22 protein-coding genes are annotated in these 20,786 nt (G+C 69.3%); 9 read left to right on the plus strand and 13 right to left on the minus strand.

Going from position 1 to position 20,786, the window contains the following annotated elements:
• Positions 1 to 118: 118 nt before the first annotated feature.
• The gene (locus OH802_RS18250; RefSeq protein ID WP_406020764.1) at positions 119 to 904 is read right to left on the minus strand and encodes a hypothetical protein; all 786 of its coding nucleotides are present in this window, start codon (positions 902 to 904) and stop codon (positions 119 to 121) included.
• Entirely contained in the window at positions 901 to 1,818 is a 918-nt protein-coding gene (locus tag OH802_RS18255; protein ID WP_406020766.1) for an ABC transporter ATP-binding protein, read from the minus strand. Before OH802_RS18255 ends, OH802_RS18250 begins: the two co-directional genes overlap by 4 nt.
• 179 nt (positions 1,819 to 1,997) lie before the next feature.
• Between OH802_RS18255 and OH802_RS18260 the strand changes: the two genes are divergently transcribed.
• Positions 1,998 to 3,215 carry a sensor histidine kinase gene (locus OH802_RS18260; RefSeq protein WP_406020768.1) on the plus strand — a complete coding sequence of 406 codons (1,218 nt, stop codon included), beginning with the start codon at positions 1,998 to 2,000 and terminating at the stop codon, positions 3,213 to 3,215.
• Positions 3,216 to 3,217: 2 nt separating this feature from the next.
• Positions 3,218 to 3,865: a response regulator gene (locus tag OH802_RS18265; protein ID WP_406020770.1), complete on the plus strand. Its 648-nt coding sequence runs from the start codon at positions 3,218 to 3,220 to the stop codon at positions 3,863 to 3,865.
• Between the two features lie 65 nt (positions 3,866 to 3,930).
• Here the strand turns inward: OH802_RS18265 and OH802_RS18270 are convergent, their stop codons facing one another.
• Positions 3,931 to 4,713 (minus strand): SDR family NAD(P)-dependent oxidoreductase, encoded by a 783-nt coding sequence (locus tag OH802_RS18270; RefSeq protein ID WP_406020772.1) that lies wholly within the window; start codon positions 4,711 to 4,713, stop codon positions 3,931 to 3,933.
• Positions 4,714 to 4,857: 144 nt separating this feature from the next.
• On the opposite strand from OH802_RS18270, the gene OH802_RS18275 reads away from it, so the two are divergent.
• Complete coding sequence (locus OH802_RS18275) at positions 4,858 to 5,751, plus strand: AraC family transcriptional regulator N-terminal domain-containing protein (RefSeq protein WP_406020774.1); 894 nt, start codon at positions 4,858 to 4,860, stop codon at positions 5,749 to 5,751.
• A gap of 41 nt (positions 5,752 to 5,792) precedes the next feature.
• Positions 5,793 to 6,611: an arylamine N-acetyltransferase gene (locus tag OH802_RS18280; protein WP_406020776.1), complete on the plus strand. Its 819-nt coding sequence runs from the start codon at positions 5,793 to 5,795 to the stop codon at positions 6,609 to 6,611.
• Here the strand turns inward: OH802_RS18280 and OH802_RS18285 are convergent.
• Positions 6,608 to 7,039 (minus strand): hypothetical protein, encoded by a 432-nt coding sequence (locus OH802_RS18285; protein ID WP_406020778.1) that lies wholly within the window; start codon positions 7,037 to 7,039, stop codon positions 6,608 to 6,610. The two genes, OH802_RS18280 and OH802_RS18285, sit on opposite strands and share 4 nt — an antisense overlap.
• Positions 7,026 to 7,397, minus strand: coding sequence for a hypothetical protein (locus OH802_RS18290; protein WP_141804792.1), 372 nt, complete (start codon positions 7,395 to 7,397; stop codon positions 7,026 to 7,028). The genes OH802_RS18285 and OH802_RS18290 overlap by 14 nt, the downstream gene beginning before the upstream one ends.
• A gap of 284 nt (positions 7,398 to 7,681) precedes the next feature.
• Between OH802_RS18290 and acnA the strand changes: the two genes are divergently transcribed.
• Positions 7,682 to 10,372: an aconitate hydratase AcnA gene (gene acnA, locus OH802_RS18295; protein WP_406020780.1), complete on the plus strand. Its 2,691-nt coding sequence runs from the start codon at positions 7,682 to 7,684 to the stop codon at positions 10,370 to 10,372.
• Positions 10,373 to 10,558: 186 nt separating this feature from the next.
• Entirely contained in the window at positions 10,559 to 11,632 is a 1,074-nt protein-coding gene (locus OH802_RS18300) for a hypothetical protein (RefSeq protein WP_406020782.1), read from the plus strand.
• 83 nt (positions 11,633 to 11,715) lie between these two features.
• Here the strand turns inward: OH802_RS18300 and OH802_RS18305 are convergent, their stop codons facing one another.
• Both OH802_RS18305 and OH802_RS18310 read right to left on the minus strand, forming a co-directional pair.
• Positions 11,716 to 12,402, minus strand: coding sequence for a hypothetical protein (locus OH802_RS18305; RefSeq protein WP_406020784.1), 687 nt, complete (start codon positions 12,400 to 12,402; stop codon positions 11,716 to 11,718).
• Positions 12,399 to 12,626 carry a hypothetical protein gene (locus OH802_RS18310; protein WP_406020786.1) on the minus strand — a complete coding sequence of 76 codons (228 nt, stop codon included), beginning with the start codon at positions 12,624 to 12,626 and terminating at the stop codon, positions 12,399 to 12,401. The genes OH802_RS18305 and OH802_RS18310 overlap by 4 nt, the downstream gene beginning before the upstream one ends.
• An 86-nt stretch (positions 12,627 to 12,712) precedes the next feature.
• On the opposite strand from OH802_RS18310, the gene OH802_RS18315 reads away from it, so the two are divergent.
• Entirely contained in the window at positions 12,713 to 13,018 is a 306-nt protein-coding gene (locus OH802_RS18315; RefSeq protein ID WP_406020788.1) for an MTH1187 family thiamine-binding protein, read from the plus strand.
• A gap of 6 nt (positions 13,019 to 13,024) precedes the next feature.
• Here OH802_RS18315 and OH802_RS18320 read toward each other — a convergent pair whose 3' ends face one another.
• Positions 13,025 to 13,516 (minus strand): (2Fe-2S)-binding protein, encoded by a 492-nt coding sequence (locus OH802_RS18320; protein WP_350658667.1) that lies wholly within the window; start codon positions 13,514 to 13,516, stop codon positions 13,025 to 13,027.
• An 8-nt stretch (positions 13,517 to 13,524) separates the two neighbouring features.
• Positions 13,525 to 15,846, minus strand: coding sequence for a molybdopterin cofactor-binding domain-containing protein (locus OH802_RS18325; RefSeq protein ID WP_406020790.1), 2,322 nt, complete (start codon positions 15,844 to 15,846; stop codon positions 13,525 to 13,527).
• Between the two features lie 224 nt (positions 15,847 to 16,070).
• On the opposite strand from OH802_RS18325, the gene OH802_RS18330 reads away from it, so the two are divergent.
• Positions 16,071 to 17,306: a PucR family transcriptional regulator gene (locus OH802_RS18330; protein ID WP_406020792.1), complete on the plus strand. Its 1,236-nt coding sequence runs from the start codon at positions 16,071 to 16,073 to the stop codon at positions 17,304 to 17,306.
• Here the strand turns inward: OH802_RS18330 and OH802_RS18335 are convergent.
• From OH802_RS18335 to OH802_RS18350, 4 genes are read right to left on the minus strand one after another with little or no spacing between them, the layout of a single operon-like run.
• Positions 17,303 to 17,512, minus strand: a complete 210-nt coding sequence (locus OH802_RS18335) for a hypothetical protein (RefSeq protein ID WP_355230830.1) — start codon at positions 17,510 to 17,512, stop codon at positions 17,303 to 17,305. The genes OH802_RS18330 and OH802_RS18335 overlap by 4 nt on opposite strands.
• Positions 17,513 to 17,543: 31 nt before the next feature.
• Positions 17,544 to 17,939 (minus strand): VOC family protein, encoded by a 396-nt coding sequence (locus tag OH802_RS18340; protein WP_406020794.1) that lies wholly within the window; start codon positions 17,937 to 17,939, stop codon positions 17,544 to 17,546.
• A 46-nt stretch (positions 17,940 to 17,985) separates the two neighbouring features.
• Entirely contained in the window at positions 17,986 to 18,702 is a 717-nt protein-coding gene (locus tag OH802_RS18345; protein ID WP_406020796.1) for a phosphonatase-like hydrolase, read from the minus strand.
• Positions 18,699 to 19,457 (minus strand): GntR family transcriptional regulator, encoded by a 759-nt coding sequence (locus OH802_RS18350; protein ID WP_406020798.1) that lies wholly within the window; start codon positions 19,455 to 19,457, stop codon positions 18,699 to 18,701. Before OH802_RS18350 ends, OH802_RS18345 begins: the two co-directional genes overlap by 4 nt.
• 168 nt (positions 19,458 to 19,625) lie before the next feature.
• Here OH802_RS18350 and OH802_RS18355 point away from each other — a divergent pair, with 168 nt between their 5' ends.
• Positions 19,626 to 20,783, plus strand: a complete 1,158-nt coding sequence (locus tag OH802_RS18355; protein WP_406020800.1) for a TIGR03364 family FAD-dependent oxidoreductase — start codon at positions 19,626 to 19,628, stop codon at positions 20,781 to 20,783.
• The last annotated feature ends 3 nt before the right edge of the window (positions 20,784 to 20,786 follow it).

Consider the following 20,786-nt stretch of genomic DNA (forward strand, 5'->3'; position numbering starts at 1 on the left):
GCCTACTTGGGCGGTCGGGCATGGGTGCGTGCACACCATCGGGCTGTCCGCACTGCCACGCAGCCGCGGGTCGTGGTGACCTGGCGGCTGCGTGCAACGTGGGGCGGGAGTTCGTGCGTCAGTTGATCTCGCGACGCACCGTGCGGACGAGGCCGACGGCCAGCGGCGCCGCCACCCACAGGGCCACGGCGACGAGGATCTGCGCCGTGTGGCCGGACCATTGGCCGTTGAGCAGCCAGTTGAAGGCGGTCGAGTAGTCGAGCCAGTTGGCCACCACCTGCGATGCCGTGCCCAGAAGCGCGAACCCGATGGGCAGCACGAAGGAGGCGACGATCGCGGCCGCCGAGTTGTGCACCAGCGCACCGAGCGCCACGCCCGTCATGATGTTGAGCAGCACGTAGGCCAGGAAGGCCACCGCGAGGCCGATGCTGAGGTCGGCCTCCAGCGTCCGACCTGACGCTGCGGCAACGCCGAGACCCACAGCGGTGACCAGCGCGCCGAACACCGCCGCACCGACACCAAGCATCAGGGAGACCACGATCTTGGCGATGACGACCCGCATGCGCCGCGGCTCCTGGGTGAACGTCGTGAGGTTGGTGCGCTGGCTCCACTCGCTCGTCAGGGTCAGGATCGCCACCACAGGCAGCAGGATGCTCAGGGCGACCGCCGCGAATCCGAGGTAGCTCGTGTAGGACTGCTCGATGCTCGACGGCGACACGATCGGCACCAGCATGAGGCCGACTGTCGACGCCGCGACCGCGGCGAGCAACCATCGCGAGGCTCGGGTGTCGGTCGCCTTGCCCCATTCGACACGGAGCAGACGGCTGAACGGGATGGCGGGGAACATCACGTCCGGGGACGTGGAGTCGGCGGTGCCGAGGGGTCGAGTCATCGTGGTGGTCATGCTGCTGCCTCCTGGGTTGGTGCCGCGTCCGCGGCGGTGAGTGAGAAGAAGAGCTGTTCGAGACCGCCCGCGTCGGAGTGGCGCAGCTCGGTGAGAAGCACCTGCTTCTCGAACGCGATGCGCGCCACCGCCTCTGTGGTCACGGCACCGCCGACCACGTCGACGACGAACGTCTGGTCCGGACCGGCGACGTAGTCCACACGGGCGGCGCGGAGGGCTGCGGCGAGGGCTTTCGGGTCGTCCGTGCGCGCCAACAGGCTCGAGCTGGCCAGCAGCTCGTCCATCCGGCCGGACGCGACCACCGCGCCCTGGGAGATGACGACGAGATGGTCGGCGGTCGCCTGCACCTCGTGCAACAGGTGACTGGAGAGCAGGACGGTGCCACCACGGTCGGCGAAGTCGCGCAGCAGCCGGCGCATCCAGGCGATACCTTCGGGGTCCAGCCCGTTCGCCGGCTCGTCCAGGATCAGCACGTGCGGGTCGCCGACGAGGGTCTGGGCGATCCCCAGGCGCTGCCGCATGCCGAGGGAGTAGCCGCCCACTCGTCGGTCGGCCGCATCTGCCAGTCCGACGCGGTCCAGCAGCTCGTCAACCCGATCGGTCGACACACCAGCCATTCGCGCCGCGATGGTCAGGGTCGCGCGACCGGTACGTCCGGCGTGCATCGCCGACGGGTCGAGCAACGTCCCGACCACTCGCGTGGGGTTGGGCAGCTCGACGAAGGGGTGACCGGCGATCAAGGACGTCCCGCGGTCGGGTCGAGCCAGACCGACGAGCATCCGCATGGTGGTGGACTTCCCCGCGCCGTTGGGGCCCAGGAAGCCGGTGATGGTGCCGGGTTCGCAGTGCAGAGAGACATCACGTACGACGGGGGCATTGCGGTAGCTCTTCGTGAGAGCGGTTGTTGTGATCATGTCGGCAAGCGTGGCCGCTGGACAGGTCTTCGCACATCGGGCGGCGGGCTACGATCGCACCTCCGAAATGAGCTCGCGAGCCCGAGCGAATGACGCCTTTCGTCGCGGGGTCGCGTCGACCTTCGTCGGTGTCACGGGCGCGAACGGGCCGCCTATACTGAGGTCATGTCAGGCCACGAATGATCTGGGCCAAGCAGCTGATGCCGGTGTCACTGGCGGCACAGTTCGATCCAGCACTGCTGGACAGGGTTGGTCCCCGTACGGCGCGCGACTGGGTCGTCGACACCGTCGGGTTCCTCGTCGCGGTCACGTTCGGCGTACTCATCCTGATCCAAGGAGTGCACGACACCGTCCGTCCGCTCACCGGCTCACAACTCATCGTCGACGCCGTGTGCGGGGCCATCTGCTGCCTCGCGTTGTGGTGGCGACGCCGCTGGCCGCTCGGTGTCGCGCTCCTCTGTGTCGTGCTCGGTGTGTTCTCGGCGGCCGCGACCATCGCCGGCCTCCTCGCGCTCTCCTCCTTGGCGGTGCACCGCAGTGTCCGGCAGGTGCTCCTGGTCGCGGTGTTGTGGATCCCGCAGGCCATCGGCTACGCGATCTACAGCGGACGGACCGACGCACCGACGGTGTTGCTCCTGGCCCTCGCCATGGTGCTCGCGGCCACTGCTTGGGGGATGTTCGTCCGTGCCCGACGTCAGCTCCTGCACACCCTGCGCGAGCGTGCGCTGCATGCGGAGGCCGACCAGTACGTGCGCACCGAGAACGCACGTATGGCCGAACGAACCCGGATCGCCCGCGAGATGCACGACGTACTCGCGCACCGGATCTCGCTGATCGCCCTGCACGCTGGCGGCCTGGAAGTCCGGCCCGATCTGCCGACGGAGAAGGTGCGTGAGACTGCCGTGCTGCTGCGCTCGACGGCCCGCCAGGCTCTCGATGAGCTACGCAGTGTCATCGGGGTGCTGCGCGCGGAGCCCGGCCACGAGGTCGCAGCAGCCGTACCGCAGCCGACGCTGACGGACATCCCTCGCCTGGTAGAGGAGACTCGGCAGACCGGTGCGAAGATCGACTTCGAGATGCGGGTCGACCGAGCCCACACCGCGCCCAGCGCACTGGGCCGAGATGCCTATCGCATCGTCCAGGAAGCCCTGACCAACATCGGCAAGCACGCCCGCGGCACGGCGGCGCGGGTGCGTGTTCGTGGTGCGGCAGGCAGCGGGCTGCATGTCAGTGTCAGCAACCCACTGCCCGTTCATGCGCATGCCCGGCCGGAGCTTCCGGGTTCCGGCGCCGGTCTCCTCGGGCTCCAGGAACGTGTCACCCTCGCCGGCGGCACGCTCGTGCACGGGCCAGACGGATCAGGCGACTTCGTGGTCGACGCCGAGCTGCGGTGGTGAGGATGCGAGTTCTGCTGGTCGACGACGACGCCTTGGTACGAGCCGGGCTACGAACGATCCTGTCCTCGGCCGCGGACCTGGAGGTGGTCGGCGAGGCGTCCGACGGCGTCCGCGCGGTTGCTGCGGTCCGCCAGCACAGGCCCGACGTCGTACTGATGGACATCCGGATGCCGGAGATGGACGGCATCACCGCCACCGCTGCGCTGCGCCAGCTGCATCCACCGCCTCACGTGATCGTGCTGACCACCTTCCAGGCGGACGAGCAGGTGATGAGCGCCCTGCGTGCCGGCGCGGGCGGGTTCCTGCTCAAGGACACCCCGCCGGCTGAGATCGTGGGGGCGATACGCCTGGTCGCCTCGGGCGAGGCGATGCTCTCGCCGTCAGTAACCCGCACGCTGCTGTCGCACGTCGGTGACGCCCAGGCCTCGGACCGGCGCAGGTCTGCCGCGGATCGACTGGCCGCGCTGTCCGATCGCGAGCGTGAGGTGGCGCTCGCGGTCGGCTCCGGCGCGTCCAACGCAGATGTGGCAGCGTCGTTGTTCATGAGCGAGGCGACCGTGAAGGCGCACGTGTCTCGCCTCTTCACGAAGCTCGGCGTCGTCAACCGGGTGCAGGTCGCGATCGTCGTGCACGACGCAGGCCAGGCCTAGCTCCCGGGTCGGCCAATCGCCCACGGATTCCTGAACCGCTGAGTCCGGCCGCGGGGCCGGGCCAGTCAGAAGTTGTAGCCGCCGGAGACCTCGATCTCCTGGGCGGTCACCCACCGTCCCTCCTCGGAGGCCAGCGCTGCGATCATCAGCCCGACGTCCTCGGGCTCGCCGATCCGGCCGAGCGCCGTCTGTCCGGCGATCGCGGGGATCATCTCGGGATGCTTGGCGAACGCGTCATCGCCGAGCCGGGTGCGGGTGACGCCGGGGGAGACGGCGTTGACCCGGATCCCGCGCGGGCTGAGCTCCTTGGCCAGATAGCGGGTCAGCGTCGCCATGCCACCCTTCGAGATCGCGTACGCCGAGTAGCCCGGTGTGAGCCCGGCCCCGGTCGCGTTGCTGGTGACGTTGACGACCGCCCCACCGTCCGCGAGCAGTGGCAGAAGCGCCTGGGTGAGGAAGTAGGGACCACGCAGGTTGACCTGCATGAAGGCGTCGAACTGCTCCTCGGTGGTGTCGGAGAACATCAACGGGACCCCGCCGACGCCGGCGTTGTTCACGAGCGCGGTGAGGCGATCGGTCTGCCAGTGCTCGGACAGCGCCTCGCTGACCCGGTCGCGGAACGCCGGGAAGGACTCCGGGCGGACGATGTCCAGCGGGAGTGCGACGGCGACGCCGCCGAGCTCGGTGATCTCGTCGGCGACCTGGTGTGCGCCGTCGGGGTTGCGGTTGTAGGTGATGACGACTCCGGTGCCACGAAGGGCGAGCTGGACTGCGGCGCCACGTCCGATCCCGGAGCTGGCGCCGGTGACCACGGCGACGGGGACGGTGGGCGTTGATGATGCGGACATGTGGTCGGTCTCTCTGGTCGGTTGGATGAGTTGTCATCCAGCCAACCGTCCGGAGCGCTTCAGAGGTAGACGGATCCTCCTCACCTCTTGCCTGATCCTGCTTGGTGAGGCACGAACCGGCATGTCACCTGGTTCACTGTCCACATGTCGATGGAGCAGTTGCGGAGCCTGATCGCCCGGCACGCCCGGCGGGGGACGAGGACCGCCGCGGAGGGCGTTCTGGTGTCGATGGTGACCGGTCCCGGTGATCCGGCGGCGGTGTCTCTCTCCGGCACGGTGTTCGCCCTGATCGCTCAGGGGCGCAAGACTCTCTCTGTCGGCGACCGGGTCCATGAGTACGGCCCCGGTGAGTTCCTGGTGACCTCCCTGGACCTCCCGGTGAGAGGTCATTACACGGAGGCGAGCGTGCGGCACCCCGCGCTCGGCTTCGGCCTGCGGTTGCGGTCATCGGTGATCGCAGAGCTGTTGCTCGATTCTGCGGCCGAGCCGATCTGGCGCCGCTCGAGCGATGCCGCGCCCGCGCTCGCCGTGAGCGCGGCCGACGAGGATCTGATCGACGCCGCGGTCCGCATGCTGCGACTGTTGGATCGCCCCCGGGACATCCAGGTGCTGGCTCCGCTGATCGAGCGGGAGATCCTGTGGCGGCTGATGACGGGGGAGCAGGGCGCCACGGTGCGGCAGCTCGGTCTGGCAGACAGCCGCCTCCACGACGTCGGCAGGGCGGTTCGCTGGATCCGGGACAACCCCGCCGACCCGGTCTCGGTCGCGGAGCTCGCGCGGATGGCGGGGATGAGCGAGTCGGCCTTCCATCGCACCTTCCGCACGGTGACAGGCATGAGCCCCATCCGGTTCCAGAAGCAGCTGCGCCTGCATGAGGCGCGAGTGATCCTCGCGGCGCGGGCCGGCGACGTCACCGGGGTCGCGCACGCGGTCGGGTATCAGAGCGCCTCGCAGTTCAGCCGGGAGTACCGGCGCCAGTACGGGGTGCCGCCGAGCGCGCATGTCGGTGACGCGGGTGCGGCCCTCACGGACACATAGTCCGTTGCGGGTATGGCGAGATGCCGGTACAGATTCATCCTGTGAGTGATGACCTGTGGGGGACCGACCGGCTCGACCTGACGGCGTATCTGGGCCGGATCGGGGTGACCGAGCCGCCCGGCCCGTCGCGGGAGGCGCTGGAGGAGATCTACGACGCCCACCTGCGCACCTTCACCTTCGACAACATCGACGTGCTGCTCGACCAGCATCCCGGCGTCGACCTGCCTGATGTGCAGGGAAAGTTTGTGGGTCGGGGGAGAGGCGGCTACTGCTTCGAGCACGGCACGCTGTTCGCGGCGGTGCTGGACCGGCTGGGCTTCGCCGTCGAGCGGCGGCTCGCGCGGGTGGGCACCGACCCGACTGCTGCGGGGCGTACGCATCTGGTGGTCGTCGTCGATCTGGACGGGGAGCGGCTGCTGGCAGATCCCGGGTTCGGGCTGAGCGTCTGGCGCCCGATCCCGCTGGTCGACGGCGCGGTCGACGAGGTCCGGGGCATCACCCACCGGGTGCGGTGGGGCGAGCACGGCTGGGCGCTGGAGCGGGCCAAGGACGATGGCTGGGACCTCATGCACACCCACGACGAGGCGCTGGTGGTGCCCAGCGACGTCGCGCTCGGCCACCACTACACCAGCACCCACCCGACGGTGCACTTCCGTCACCGGATGATCGCGACCAAGCTCCTCGAGGACCGACACCTCAGCCTCACCCACAACACCGTCACCATCCGCCGCGAGGGCGAGGAGACCGAGCACCGCGAGATCGGGCTCGATGAGGTGATGGCCTACATCGAGGAGCTCGAGGTGCCGCTCACCGAAGACGAGCGGGCCCGCCTCGGCGAGCGGCTGAAGACGCTGGACTAGCGACTGGCGTCGTCGGTGATGACCCGCATCGCCATCGTCGGGTCCTCGGAGAGGTCGGTGATCAGCTGCCGGCGGTCCAGGACGGCCTCGTCCAGGTGCGGCCCGAGCGTGCCGAGCAGCTCACCGGTCGTCGTGGCCGGCATCGCGTTGAGCACGCGCGGCGTACGGCGCCCGGAGTAGGGCACCACGCGAGCCAGTGCCCCGGCCACCGACCGGGTCGCCTCCGCGAAGGGTGCGGTGATCGGGTCGGTGATGGGGCCGAGCCAGTCGGCGGCACGCTCGGCCTCGGCGAGGGATGTGCGCGCCTTCAGGTCCGCGAGGCGTACGTCCTCCAGGGCCCGCTCCAGACGACGCTGCTCCAGGAAGGCGAGAGCGACGACGACACCGGCGCCGAGCACACCGAGCAGCGCGAGGCTAGCGACCAGCATGGACCTTGACCTCCGCCACCACGCCCTCGTCGGCGAGCCGCTCGCGCAGTGACTCGGCGGCCTGGTCGTAGACCATCTTCGAGAGCAGCGCCGGACGTACCTTGTGCAGCATCGTCGCCGCCTTGGTCTGGGCCGAGGCCAGCTCGAGCGGGTTGAGGATGCGGATGCTCAGCAGCCGGTCCTCGGGCGGGAGCTCGGCGTAGGCGGTGCGCGGGGCCGAGATGTCGGCCTGCTCCAGTCGCCACAGCAGACCGATGGTCTCGGCACGCAGCGCCTTGTTGGCGCGCCGAAGGCGCCAGGCGACAGCGGCGGCGGCCACGGCGATCACCAGCGCCACGACGGCGATCAGGGTGCTCAAGGCTCTCCTCGCATCACTAGTGCCCGACGAGTAGCGGCCCGCCGAGATCCGGTCGGACCAATCATGGAGCATCCGAGGATCGCTGTCAGCGGCGGTGGTCACAACACGGCGCGCCGGGGGTGATTCGAAATGTCGTTCGACATCATGTATCTTGATATCAAGAGATCGACGGCGAGTCCGTCGCAAAAGGTTAGGTGAGCCTTTGTTTTCCCGGCGTAGGTAGCCGGGGCAGGATGGGCCTCAAAGACTTGAATTCGTACGTCACTGTGGACGCGAGCAAGGAGATGAACGCGTTGGCCAGCAAGGACAGCTTCGGTGCCAAGAGCACCCTGGACGTGGACGGTAAGTCCTACGAGATCTTCCGCCTGGATGCGGTCAAGGGTGAGGGCCTCGACGTTGCGTCGCTGCCCTTCTCGCTGAAGGTGCTGCTGGAGAACCTCCTGCGCACCGAGGACGGCGCGAACATCACCGCCGACGACATCAAGGCGCTCGCGGGCTGGGACGAGACCGCCGAGCCCGACAAGGAGATCCAGTACACGCCGGCGCGCGTGATCATGCAGGACTTCACCGGCGTGCCCTGCATCGTCGACCTCGCCACCCTGCGCGAGGCCGCGGCCGAGCTCGGTGGCGACCCGACCAAGATCAACCCGCTCTCGCCCGCCGAGATGGTCATCGACCACTCCGTGATCGCCGAGGTCTTCGGCACCCCGGAGGCCTTCGAGCGCAACGTCGAGATCGAGTACGAGCGCAACCGCGAGCGCTACCAGTTCCTGCGCTGGGGCCAGACCGCCTTTGAGGACTTCAAGGTCGTCCCGCCGGGCACCGGCATCGTCCACCAGGTCAACATCGAGCACCTGGCCCGCACCGTCTTCACCCGTGAGGTCGACGGCGAGCTGCAGGCCTACCCCGACACCTGCGTCGGCACCGACTCCCACACCACCATGGTCAACGGCCTGGGCGTCCTCGGCTTCGGCGTCGGCGGCATCGAGGCCGAGGCCGCGCTGCTCGGCCAGCCGGTCTCCATGCTGATCCCGCGCGTGGTCGGCTTCAAGCTCAACGGCGACCTGCCCGAGGGCTCGACCGCGACCGACCTGGTGCTCACCATCACCGAGATGCTGCGCAAGCACGGTGTGGTCGGCAAGTTCGTCGAGTTCTACGGCGACGGCGTGACCGCGCTGCCGCTGGCCAACCGCGCCACCATCGGCAACATGAGCCCGGAGTTCGGCTCCACCATCGCGATCTTCCCGGTCGACGAGGAGACCATCAACTACCTCAAACTCACCGGCCGCTCCGAGGAGCAGCTGGCGCTGGTGGAGAAGTACGCCAAGGAGCAGGGTCTCTGGCACGACCCGGCCGCCGAGCCGCGCTTCTCGGAGAAGCTCGAGCTCGACCTCTCCACGGTCGTCCCCTCGATCGCCGGCCCGAAGCGCCCGCAGGACCGCGTCTCGCTCACCGACGCCAAGACCTCCTTCGAAGGTCACCTGCCGACGTACACCTCCAAGGCGACCGACGCGAAGATCCCGGTCACCCTGGCCGACGGTCAGCAGTTCGAGCTGGAGAACGGCGCGGTCACGATAGCCTCGATCACCTCCTGCACCAACACCTCCAACCCGTCGGTCATGATCGGCGCGGCGCTGCTGGCCAAGAAGGCCGTCGAGAAGGGCCTGACCCGCAAGCCGTGGGTCAAGACCACGCTCGCGCCGGGCTCGAAGGTCGTCACCGACTACTACGACAAGTCGGGCCTCACGCCCTACCTGGAGAAGGTCGGCTTCAACCTGGTCGGCTACGGCTGCGTGACCTGCATCGGCAACTCGGGCCCGATCATCCCCGAGGTCTCCGCCGCGGTGAACGAGCACGACCTCGCCGTCGTCTCGGTCCTCTCCGGCAACCGCAACTTCGAGGGTCGGATCAACCCCGACGTGAAGATGAACTACCTCGCGTCGCCGCCGCTGGTCATCGCCTACGCCCTGGCCGGCAACATGAACCTGAACCTGTTCGAGGACCCGCTGGGTCAGGACCAGGACGGCAACGACGTCTTCCTCAAGGACATCTGGCCGACCCCGGCCGAGGTCGAGGAGACCATCGCCACCGCGATCTCCTCCGACATGTTCACGAAGGACTACGCCGACGTCTTCGCGGGCGACGAGCGCTGGCAGAACCTGCCGACCCCGACCGGTGACACCTTCACCTGGGACGAGGAGTCGACCTACGTCCGCAAGGCGCCCTACTTCGACGGCATGGCCAAGGCCCCGGCCCCGGTCACCGACATCGAGGGTGCTCGCGTGCTGCTGAAGCTGGGCGACTCGGTCACCACCGACCACATCAGCCCCGCGGGCAACATCAAGAAGGACTCGCCCGCCGGCAAGTACCTCATCGAGCACGGCGTCGAGCAGCGGGACTTCAACTCCTACGGCTCGCGCCGAGGCAACCACGAGATCATGATCCGCGGCACCTTCGCCAACATCCGGATCAAGAACCAGGTCGCCCCGGGCACCGAGGGTGGCTACACCCGCGACTTCACCCAGCCCGACGCGCCGGTCAGCTTCATCTACGACGCGGCGCAGAACTACGCCGCGGCCGGCACCCCGCTGGTCGTCCTCGGCGGCAAGGAGTACGGTTCCGGCTCCTCGCGCGACTGGGCCGCGAAGGGCACCTCGCTGCTCGGTGTCAAGGCCGTCATCACCGAGTCGTTCGAGCGGATCCACCGCTCCAACCTGATCGGTATGGGCGTCATCCCGCTGCAGTTCCCCAAGGGAGAGAACGCCGACAGCCTCGGCCTGACCGGTGAGGAGACCTTCTCGATCTCCGGCATCACCGCGCTCAACGAGGGTGTCACCCCGAAGACGGTCAAGGTCACCACCGACACGGGCGTCGAGTTCGACGCGGTCGTCCGCATCGACACCCCCGGTGAGGCCAACTACTACCGCAACGGCGGCATCCTGCAGTACGTCCTGCGCAGCCTGGTCAACGCCTGAGTCTGACCTGACGAACGGCCCGTCACCCCGAGTGGGTGGCGGGCCGTTCCGCATTTGTCGGTACGACGGGGAGTTCGGCAGGGGCTACCCGCCGGTAGCCCCTGCAGAACTCCCCGTCGTATCCGAAGCCGGGCAGGCCTGTGGATAACTTCTGCAGGGTATTTCGGATCGGGTGATGATCTCGGCATGCCCGTTCCCACCGAGCTCTTCGAACCGCCGGCCTTTCACGTACGCAGGCCGGGGCTCGTGCGTCCTGTGCGCATCGATCGTGCCGGGACGCTCGGGCCGACCCGCGGCCAGGCGGCCGGCAAGGGGTGGCGGCGGACGAGTCGCGGCCACTATCTGCCTGCGAGGTTCGCTGCTGACACCGCGGAGCAGCGGATCGTCGAGGCCGCGATGGGTCTTGGTGCGGACGATGCCGTGACCGGGTGGGCGGCGCTTCGCTGGCTCGGTGCGGTCGAGTTCGACGGCGTCGGCCCTTCGACGATCTCAGGACTTCGCGTCGACCGCGAGCTTCCGGTGCCGCTACTCGTGGACGATCATCGCGTAGACCCGCCTCCGGGCGCGTTCATCACGGCGGAGCGGCGCCAGGTCGATGATCGGCGGGTCGTCGACGGCTTGGCGGTCACACATCCGCTGCGGTCGGTCTGCTTCGAGATGAGGTTCGCTCGTACCCTGGTCGAGGCGGTCAAGATCTTCGACCTCGCTGCGCAGTCCGACCTGGTGTCGAAACAGGAGGCCGAGACGTACGTCGCCCGTCTGTCCGGCTGGACCGGAGTAGGTCGATGCCGCGAGGCCATCGCACTCGGTGACGAGAACACCTGGTCACCGATGGAGACCGAGATGCGCCTGCTGTGGCGCGACCTCGGCCTGGTCAACCTCGTCAGCAACCATCCGGTGTTCGACGAGGCCGGCAACCACATCGGTACGCCGGACCTGTTCGACCTCGACCACGGCGTGGTCGGCGAGTACGACGGCTCGCTCCACCTCGAAGGAAGGCAGCGAGCCAAGGACATCCGCCGCGAGGGGTCCTTCCGTCGCCTGGGCCTCGAGTACGTGACCATGGTCGCCGCCGATCGCCGCGACCACGCTGACTTTCTGCGGCGCACCCTGGACGCGTGCCGGCGGGCTGGCCGCGACCCGATCCGTCGCTGGACGGTGACACCGCCCGCCTGGTGGGTCCCGACCACAACGGTCGAGGAACGACGTGCGCTGACATCGGAGCAGCGGTCGAGGATCCTGCACCGGCGAGCCGGATGACTAGAGCCGGCTACGACGGGGAGATCGGCAGGGGTTACCGGCGAGTAACCCATGCCGATCTCCCCGTCGTACCTGGAGGCGGCTCAGGTCAGCGAGGCGATCCTGGCGCGGCTGTCCTCGCTGAGGGTAGCCAGGAGCGCGTCGGCCGCCTCGCCGTGGTCGCCGGTGGCGGCAACCACCTCGGCCAGGGTCTCGTCGGAGAGGCCGGCGAGGATCGGGTCGAGCACCGAGGTGTCGTCGAGGAAGAGCGCCACCTGGAGGATCTCGGGGCCGGTGGCGCCGTCCATCACCTGGAGCGAGGTCTCGGGGCCGACGACGCCGGTGAACCTGGCCAGGGTCAGGACGTGACCGTCGGCGAGGAGCCGGCGGCCGACGTCGACGACTAGCGCCCGGTCGAGCTTCGCGATGATCGCCCCGACCCGGCTCGGGTCGAGGTGGACCGAGAGCTCGGCGAGGAACTCCGGCTTCAGGTGGCCGGCCAGCTTGGCGGCGTCGGCCGGGTCCATCACCGCCGCGACCCGGGCGCTGAGCATGGGGCCCATCGCGATCTCAGTGATCTTCGCGGTGACGGCCGCCGGGAGCTTCTTGCTGACCGCGGCCAGCCCCTTCACCCGGGACTCGTGACGGCTGAACATCGCGTGCGAGACGATCCCGCGCAGGTCGCGGAGGTCATCGGGGGAGGTGGTCGCGAGGAAGGCGAGCTCGGACTCGTCCACGTGCATCTCGTGGGCGAGCTTGGTGATCTCCAGCGCGCTGGTCAGGGCGGTCATCGGCCACCTCCGAGCATCTTCTGGACGACCCCGCGCAGCATCTTCGGCACCAGCTTCAGCGCCTCGTCGAGAGAGGCGTCGAACGCCTTGTCCTCCGCGACCATCGCGCCCCGGACCAGATCGTCGAACCGGCCCAGCTCCTGGTCGTCGTACGCCTCCAGCGGCGCGAGCCGCGTGGCCGGCACGCCCAGCGTGGCAGCGAGCCGGTCGAGTCCCTCACTCATCGGTTCCTTCCCGCCGGCGGTGCACCTTCGGCCCCCGGCGGCGCCACTATATGCAGGCCGCCGAAACGTTTGGATAGTGTTTCGACATGCTCGTCGCCTTCTCGATCGCCCCCACGACCACCGACGACCCTGATGGTTCGGTGGCCGCGTCTGTCGCGGAGGCGATCCGCATCGTCCGCGAGTCCGGACTGCCCAACGAGACCAACGCCATGTTCACCAACCTGGAAGGTGAGTGGGACGAGGTCATGGGTGTCATCAAGCAGTGCGTCGACGCGGTCGCCGTCGTCTCCCCGCGGGTCGGGCTGGTGCTCAAGGCCGACATCCGGCCCGGCTACACCGGCCAGCTCACCGCGAAGGTCGAGCGGATCGAGCAGGAGCTCTCCGGAGACTGACCGAGGCTAGAGACCCCGGGCCATCGCGTCCTGTCCGGTCTTGATGGCCTCCCGGATCCGGGAGTACGTCCCGCAGCGGCAGACGTTGCGGATCGCGTCGAGGTCGGCCTCGGTGATGGCGCGGCCCTCCTTGCGGACCTTGTTCACGAGGGCGACGGCGGCCATGATCTGGCCGGGCTGGCAGTAGCCGCACTGGGCGACGTCGTGTTCGAGCCAGGCCTCCTGCATCGGGTGCAGGCCGTCGCCCGGCGCGGTGTCGGCGAGGCCCTCGATGGTGGTGATCTCGTCGTCGGCCCCGATGTCGGCGACGCGCACCGAGCACGGGTTGAACGCCTTGCCGTTGATGTGCGACGTACAGGCCTTGCAGACGTTGATGCCGCAGCCGTACTTCGGGCCGGTGACGCCGAGGACGTCGCGCAGCACCCACAGGATGCGTACGTCGTCCTCGACGTCGACGGTGACGGTCTCGCCGTTGAGCTGGAAGGTGTGAGAAGGCATCGAAGACCTCAGAACGTGTAGGCGAGGCCGTCGGTCGGCGACTCGGGAACGGACGGGATGAAGGACTTGGGCTCGAAGTGGAGCGGCTCGTGGAAGTTGATCGGGAACTCCGTCGGCATCTTGCCGGTGGCCCGGGTGTAGGCGCAGGCGACGGCGGCCATCGAGGCGGCCACACCGGCCTCGCCGACACCGCCCGGCTGGCTGCCGTGCGACTCCATGACCTCGCACTCGAACTCGAACGGCACGTTCCACTGCCGGGTGTAGGCCGAGTTGTCCCAGCTGGCCTCGAGGAAGTGACCGTCGACCAGGTGGTTGCCGTAGGTCAGCGCCTGGCACATCCCGTCGGAGAAGCCACCCATCATCTGGGCCTTGACCCCGGCCGGGTTGATCACCAGGCCGACGTCGGCGACCACGACGGCCTTGGTGACCCGCGGTCCGGTGACGGCGTCGCGCACCTCGCGGTTGACCGTCTCGGGGCGGCAGTCGATCTCGACGAGGACGGCGGTGGCGCCCTTGTACTCCTTGTGGATGGCGATGCCCTGCGCCGTGCCGGCGGGCATCGAGCGGCCCCAGTCGCCGAGCTCGGCGGCACGGTCGAGAACACGCTTGACGGTGTCGCTCTTGAGGTACCTGCGCCGGAAGGCGACCGGGTCCTGCTTCAGCTTCTTGGCGAGCTGGTCGACCATCAGCTCGCTGGCTGTGGCGACGTCGGGGGAGTAGATGTTGCGCACCGAGCTGGTGTTGAACCGGTCAACGGCGGGCTTGGGCTCGTTGAGCAGCTGGGTGACGACCCCGAAGTTGTAGGGCAGCTCGGTGGCGAGCATGAAGATCGTCTCCGAGAAGCTGAGGTTCGACAAGCCGGTCGGCAGCGCCGCCACCTCGGCGGTCAGCCGCTCCCCGAGCCCATGGGTGAAGTCGCAGGCCACGCTGGCGTGGCGCTGCTCGAAGGTGAGGATGCTGCCGGCCAGCACGGTCGCCCGGATCTGGGAGACCGCCATCGGGTGCACCCGACCCTGGCGCGGCTCGTCGGCGCGGTGCCACATCAGCTTGACCGGTGCGCCGAACGCCTTCGATGCGTGCGCGGCCTCGAGAGCGGCGTCGAAGAACAGCTTGCGGCCGAAGGAGCCACCGCCCTGGACGACGTTCACCGTCACGTCGGTCGGGAGCAGGTCGAGGGCCGCGGCGATCTTCTCCTGGGCGGTGATCGGCGACTTGAGTCCGCCCCAGATGGTGGCCTTGCCGTCGCGTACGTCGGCGACCGCGCAGTTGGGTTCGAGGGCCGAGCCGCTGCGGAAGTGGAAGGTGAACTCGCCGTCGACCGAGGTCGCCCCGATCTTCGGCACCGCCAGCGGGATCTGCCCGGCCTTGAGCTCTGCCTTGATGTGCTTGGCCGACATCGTGGTCACGGTGCCGGAGTTCCAGGTCACGTCCAGCGCGCGTACGGCGTCGATGCACTGACCGAAGGTCTTGGCCCGGACCGCGACGCCGGTGGGGATGATCGCGACGTGGGTGACGCCGGGCATCGTCTCGACGTCGCCCTTGTTGTTGATCGAGTCCGGCGTGCCGTTGAGCTCGGGTGCGCGGCAGACCATCGTGGGCAGCGCGTCGGGGACGTCGAGGTCCATCGCGAACTTCTTCTTGCCGGTGACGGCGTCGCGTGCGTCGACGCGGCGATGGGGCTTGCCGACGACGGTGTGCTCGGAGGTCTCCTTGAGTTGGACCTCGACCTTCTCGGTCGTCGGCGCTGCCGCCTTGGCGGCCGCCTCGCCGTACGTCACCGAGGAGCCACCGGGGACGCTGATCACGCCGCCCTTGGCGACCAGCTGGGCGACCGTCGTCCCGAGCAGGATGGCGCCGGCCTCGAGCAGCGCCTTGCGGGCGATGGCGGCGGCGACCCGGACCGGGGTGTAGACCGAGATGATCGTGTTGGACCCACCGGTCAGCTGGTTGAAGAGCAGCTCGGGACGGGCCGGCGCCAGGGTGACGTGCACGTGGTCGACCGGGAGCTCGAGCTCCTCGGCGATCAGCATGGCCACGGCCGTGGTGATGCCCTGGCCGACCTCCATCCGCGGCAGGGCGAAGTGGGCGTGCCCCTTCTCGTCGACCTCGATCGCGATCAGGTTCGACGTCGGCATCGCGCAATGGGTGAGGAAGTCGTTGAGGTCGTAGACCTCGGGGACCTGTGGCACCGACGGGATCGGTGCGGCGTGGGCGGCCGAAGGAGCCAGGCCCAGGTCTGCGGCTGCGATCAGCGTCGTACCGCCGATGACGTATCCGACGAACGATCGTCTGGAGACCCGAGCAGGGCCTTCCGGGTTGTGCGTCCCCATGTGTAATCACTCCTGGCTTGGGCAGGGTCCGAGTTTTGTGACCCCCGACACATAGCACCATTCACCAGCCAGATCTCGGTTGGGAAGGGCGCGTCGAGAAATGTGTGAGGGCGCGACAACGCGGATGGAGACAGATCACAAACCCGTTGGAGCGTGACTGTCGCCACACTCGCGCGTTGATCTGGTTGACGCCGCAACCGCCAGCGAAACACCGAGGGAGCGCGATGAGCATGGAGCCGATCAAACGCATCGTCGCGGGCATCAGGGAGGACCTTCCGCACACCGTGGAGCTGTTCCTCAAGCACAACTGGGACCAGGTGCCGGCCTACGCCGTCAGCCCCGATCCCGAGCTGCGCAAGGAGGTCGGCGATCACGCCGAGGCCGTCTTCCTCGCGGTGCTCACCACGCTGGAGGAGGGACGTGCGGCCGTACGCGAGGACTTCCAGTTCACCGTGGACCAGGCGACGCGCCGGGTTCGCCAGGGGGTCGCGCTCGCCGACTTCCTGCAGGCGTTCCGCATCGGCCAGGTGGCGCTGTGGGAGCGCATCGTCGAGATCGCTGCCGCCGACCCGGAGACCAGCCGCGCGGCGCTCCCGGTGGCCTCGCACGTGATGCAGGTGATCGAGGTCGGCAGCACGGTCGCGGCGGAGGCCTACCTCGCCGCCCACCAGGTCGAGCTCGCCGAGGGCGACCGGATCCGCCGGGATCTGGTCGAGGACCTGCTCGCCGGGCGCGGGGCCCGGCCGGGCCCGATGCTCGAGGTGGCCCGCCGGTGCGGGCTCGAACCCGACGACCGGATCGTCGTCCTGGTCGCAGTGCCGGTGCGGCCGCTTCGCCCGGGACGGAGCCTGCGGGAGGCGCTGCGGCACGTGCGCACCGTGCTGGGCCCGGCGCGGGAGGGGGTCACGGTGATCCGCCAGGAGCAGCTCGTCGGGATCCTGCCCGTCGCCACCGACGACGTCAGGACGATCGTGCCCGACCTGAGACGCATCTACCGCCAGCTCGCCCGGGAGGGATTCGAGCTGGCCGTGGGCGCCAGCACCGTGCACACCGGGTTGGGTGCGGCGCCGGCTGCGTACTCAGAGGCCGCGATCGCTCGCGACGTCCTCGGTGCGGATCCGGGCGTGGTGGCGCTGCCGATGATCTCGACGATCGACTACCTCGTGCTGCGCGAGGATCCGACCGCTCGCCGCCTGGTGCGCCCGGCGCTGCGCCAGTTCGTCGAGGAGGACCTCGCGCGCGACTCCGTGATGATCGAGACCATGCTGGCGTACGTCGCCTGCGACCTCAACGCCAAGCTGGCCGCCGAGCGTCTTCACGTCCACGTCAACACCGCCTACCACCGGCTCGAGCGGATCGCCGAGCGCACCGGGTGCGACCTGCGCCGGTTCGCCGACGTCGAGGAGCTGATCTTCGCGATCCGGCTCCTCACCGAGCCTCGCGGCGTGGCGAGGGCCTAGGCGGCGGCCGGCTTGCGGCCGTAGAACCAGTAGACCGCCGCGCCGAGCAGGTTGGTGCTGCCCCACAGCCGCCACAGGGTCCGCGGCCCGCGGATCTCGTCGTCCGAGCGTGTCTGCAGGTCCCGAAGGATCACCGGAGCGACCGCCGCCTGAGCCACGAGCGCGCCGGTGGTCAGGATCGTCTTCTGCTTCTTGGTCAGAGCCATGTGGCCAGTCTTTGCCTTGGTCTGCGTTGCGTCAAGCGCGAAACTCTTCTCCAGCCTCGTACGCCGTCGGGTGCCGTGGCTGGTAGATCTGGATGTCATCGGCACCGGGCACCTGCACCATGGCGACGAGTCCGTACCCGTGGTCCGCGATCTCGCCGCTGAACCTGGCTCCTCGCCCTTCCAGCTCGGTCTTCGTCTCCTCGATGTCGTCACAGACGAACGAGATCAGGTGCTGCCGCGGCGAGGAGTAGGAATTCCCGTCATGGACCCCGCCGGTCGGGTGCACGCCGAGCTCGCTCGGTCCGGTCCCATAGATCAGCCAGCCCTCACCCGCATCCACATGCGGGAGTCGCAGCACGTCCTTGAGGAACCCACGGGTGGCCTCGACATCGTCGGAGTAGATCAGGGTGTGGCAGGCGAGGATCATGCTTCGACGCTACCCCTGGTCGCCCGGCGACGTTCCGCGCAGCGCCTCACAGCAGGGTCGGCAGGTCGGCGGTGGAGGGAAGGAGGTGGGTGTGCGGCTCGGTGGCGAGCCGGTCGTGGGTGAAGGAGCCGGTGGCGACGCCGACGACGAAGCCGGCCCCGGCGTTGGTGCCGGCGCCGAGGTCGTTGGGGGTGTCGCCGGCGACCAGCACGCGGCGTACGTCCTGGACGTCCGTGGCCTCCATGCAGTGGAAGACGAGATAGGGAGCGGGGCGGCTGGCGGCGACGAGGTCGGAGGTGACGAGAGCGTCGACGGTCGACTCCGGGCCGGGGCCGACGGTCCAGCCGAGGCCGTCGAGGATGGCGGCGGCGATCTCGGTGGAGTAACCGGTCTGCAGCGCGACCTTGACGCCTCGCGAGCGCAGCGTCGCGAACATCTCGGGCACGCCCGGGAACGGCTGCGGCGGGGTCTCCCGGTAGGCGGTGACGAGGCGCTCGCCGAAGCCGTCGAAGATCTTGTCGACCTGGGCGGTGGTCGGGTCCTGGCCGAGCCCGCGCAGCAGTCCCTGGATCGCCTCCCACTTCGAGGTGCCCTTCCACTGCAGCAGCAGGTCGTGGGGGACCGGCTCGCCGGCGGCGTCGGCAACGGTCGACTCGAGCACGTCGTAGACCAGCCCGCCCTCGTCGACGGTGGTGCCGGCCATGTCGAGGGCGGCAAGATCGAAGCGGAGCCCGAGACGGTTGGCGGGGTCGTAGGCGGTCACGAGATCTCCTTGAGGATGCGTACGTCGGTGCGGATCCCCGCCGCGGACGGGCGGGCGTTGTCGATGGTGAACGTGACTCGGTCGGGCCGGTAGCGGTCGTCGGCGTACTCCAGCGGCGTGCCGTCGGTGGCGGTCGCTCGGCGGCGCTCTCGCAGGAGCGGGCTGCCCACCGCGATGTCGAGCAGGTCGGCGTCGGTCTCGTCGGCCGCGACCGCGTCCATGGTGTGGCGCGCGGCGTGCAGGTCGACGCCTGCGGCCGTCAGATACCCGTAGAGCGAGCCGGTGTCGGGGTCGAAGTCGAAGAGCAGCCGCCCGACGCGCTCGACGAAGGTGCTGCGCTCCAGCATCGCGGGCTGGCCGTCGAGCAGACGGAGCCGGAGCACGTCGACCACCGGGTCGCCCTCACTGATGTCGAGCGCCTCGGCGGCAGCGGCGGTGGCGCCGCGCCGGGCGACCTCGATGGTGCGCTGGCCGGGGGTGTGGCCGATCTGCTGCACCCACGCGCTGAACGAGATCAGCTGTTCGAAGGGCTGCCCGAGCGCGGTGTCGCGCACGGTCGGCGGACGCCCCTGGCCGCCGCTGAGCAGGCCCTCGCGGCGCAGGCTCGCCAGCGCCGTACGGATCGTGCCGCGGGAGGCGCCGAACTGCTCGCACAGCTGCGCCTCGGAGGGGATCGGGGCGCCGGTCGGCAGCTCGCCGGCGATGATCCGGGCGCGGATGGCCTCGGCGACCTGGACGTGCAGCGGGCTACTCATGGGCAGCAGGCTACAACTTGATCAGACAAGTGTGATGAAGCGATTCGTGAACGCCCGGAAAACGCTCAGAGGACCAAACGGTGCGCAGGAAAACGACCGGTTAACTTGTATGTACATGTTCATCGGGACTGTTGACCGGGGCTGCCGCGAGACTGAAGTGTTCGGGCCGTGCCAACTCACACGACCACACCCGACGGTGCCGCCGACCTTGTCGTCGTCGGTGCCGGGATCGTCGGCCTCGCGCATGCCGTCGAAGGGCTCGCGCGCGGCCTGAAGGTCCATGTCATCGAGCGGGACGAGCGCGCCGTCGGCGCCTCGATCCGCAACTTCGGGCACATCTGCGCCACCGCCCAGTCGGGCCCGGCGCTGGCCTATGCCCTCGCGGCCCGTGAGCACTGGCTCGCCCTCGCCGCCAAGGCGGGCTTCGGTCTCCGTGAGGCCGGCACGGTCGTCGTCGCCCGGACCGAGGCCGAGATGGCCGTCCTCGAGGAGTTCGCGGGCATCCGCGGCACCGAGCAGGCCCGCCTGCTGGACGCCGACGCCACCCGCGAGCTGTTCCCGCCGGCCACCGCGGAGGTCCTCGGCGGCGCACACCTGCCGCTCGACCTCAGGGTGGACCCGCGCGAGGCGCTGCCGGCGATCGCCGCGTGGCTGGAGTCCGAGGGCGTTCGGTTCAGCTGGGCGACCCATGTCGGGGCCATCGACCCGGGCGCCGACACGATCGACGTCCGCACCAGCCGCGGAACCATCCGTTCCGCCCGGGTCGTCCACGCCGCCGGCCATGACATCGACCGGCTCTTCCCGCAGGTCGCCGAGGAGGCGGCCGTACGCCGCTGCCGGCTGCAGATGCTCGAGGTCGCGCCTCCGGCTGATGTCGAGATCGGGCCCGCGGTGCTGACCGGACTCTCGATGCTCCGCTACGGCGGGTTCGCCGAGACCACGGCGGCCGCCGACGTACGCACACAGCTCGAGGCGACCGCGCCCGAGCTCCTCGACGTCGTCATGAACCTCATGCTCACCCAGCGTCCCGGGAGCGGCGGCAGACCCGGCTCGATCGTCCTGGGCGACACCCACCACTACGACCGCACCCACCTGCCCTTCGACGACGAGCACGTCGCCGAGCTGGTGCTGCGGGAAGGGGCGCGGCTGCTCGGGGCTCCGCTCACCGTCCGACGTCGCTGGCGAGGGGTCTACGCGGACTCCCCGCGGACCGACTTCCTCGACACCGAGCCGTTCCCGGGCCTCCGGGTCGTCTCGGTGACGTCGGGCATCGGCATGACCACCGCACTGGGCCTCGCGCCCACCGTCCTCGACCAGTTGTTCTGATCA

The organism is Nocardioides sp. NBC_00850, assembly GCF_045207335.1.
Taxonomy (GTDB): Bacteria; Actinomycetota; Actinomycetes; order Propionibacteriales; family Nocardioidaceae; genus Nocardioides.

Bases quoted from the DNA above. Each gene is read 5' to 3' on its own strand.
- OH802_RS18320 (WP_350658667.1), bottom strand. From the start codon at position 13,516: ATGCCTTCTCACACCTTCCAGCTCAACGGCGAGACCGTCACCGTCGAC.
- OH802_RS18270 (WP_406020772.1), bottom strand. From the start codon at position 4,713: ATGTCCGCATCATCAACGCCCACCGTCCCCGTCGCCGTGGTCACCGGC.
- OH802_RS18275 (WP_406020774.1), top strand. From the start codon at position 4,858: ATGTCGATGGAGCAGTTGCGGAGCCTGATCGCCCGGCACGCCCGGCGG.
- OH802_RS18340 (WP_406020794.1), bottom strand. From the start codon at position 17,939: ATGATCCTCGCCTGCCACACCCTGATCTACTCCGACGATGTCGAGGCC.
- OH802_RS18260 (WP_406020768.1), top strand. From the start codon at position 1,998: ATGATCTGGGCCAAGCAGCTGATGCCGGTGTCACTGGCGGCACAGTTC.
- OH802_RS18285 (WP_406020778.1), bottom strand. From the start codon at position 7,039: ATGCTGGTCGCTAGCCTCGCGCTGCTCGGTGTGCTCGGCGCCGGTGTC.
- OH802_RS18265 (WP_406020770.1), top strand. From the start codon at position 3,218: ATGCGAGTTCTGCTGGTCGACGACGACGCCTTGGTACGAGCCGGGCTA.
- acnA (WP_406020780.1), top strand. From the start codon at position 7,682: ATGAACGCGTTGGCCAGCAAGGACAGCTTCGGTGCCAAGAGCACCCTG.
- OH802_RS18325 (WP_406020790.1), bottom strand. From the start codon at position 15,846: ATGGGGACGCACAACCCGGAAGGCCCTGCTCGGGTCTCCAGACGATCG.
- OH802_RS18350 (WP_406020798.1), bottom strand. From the start codon at position 19,457: ATGAGTAGCCCGCTGCACGTCCAGGTCGCCGAGGCCATCCGCGCCCGG.
- OH802_RS18305 (WP_406020784.1), bottom strand. From the start codon at position 12,402: ATGACCGCCCTGACCAGCGCGCTGGAGATCACCAAGCTCGCCCACGAG.
- OH802_RS18310 (WP_406020786.1), bottom strand. From the start codon at position 12,626: ATGAGTGAGGGACTCGACCGGCTCGCTGCCACGCTGGGCGTGCCGGCC.
- OH802_RS18335 (WP_355230830.1), bottom strand. From the start codon at position 17,512: ATGGCTCTGACCAAGAAGCAGAAGACGATCCTGACCACCGGCGCGCTC.
- OH802_RS18300 (WP_406020782.1), top strand. From the start codon at position 10,559: ATGCCCGTTCCCACCGAGCTCTTCGAACCGCCGGCCTTTCACGTACGC.
- OH802_RS18330 (WP_406020792.1), top strand. From the start codon at position 16,071: ATGAGCATGGAGCCGATCAAACGCATCGTCGCGGGCATCAGGGAGGAC.
- OH802_RS18315 (WP_406020788.1), top strand. From the start codon at position 12,713: ATGCTCGTCGCCTTCTCGATCGCCCCCACGACCACCGACGACCCTGAT.
- OH802_RS18250 (WP_406020764.1), bottom strand. From the start codon at position 904: ATGACCACCACGATGACTCGACCCCTCGGCACCGCCGACTCCACGTCC.
- OH802_RS18255 (WP_406020766.1), bottom strand. From the start codon at position 1,818: ATGATCACAACAACCGCTCTCACGAAGAGCTACCGCAATGCCCCCGTC.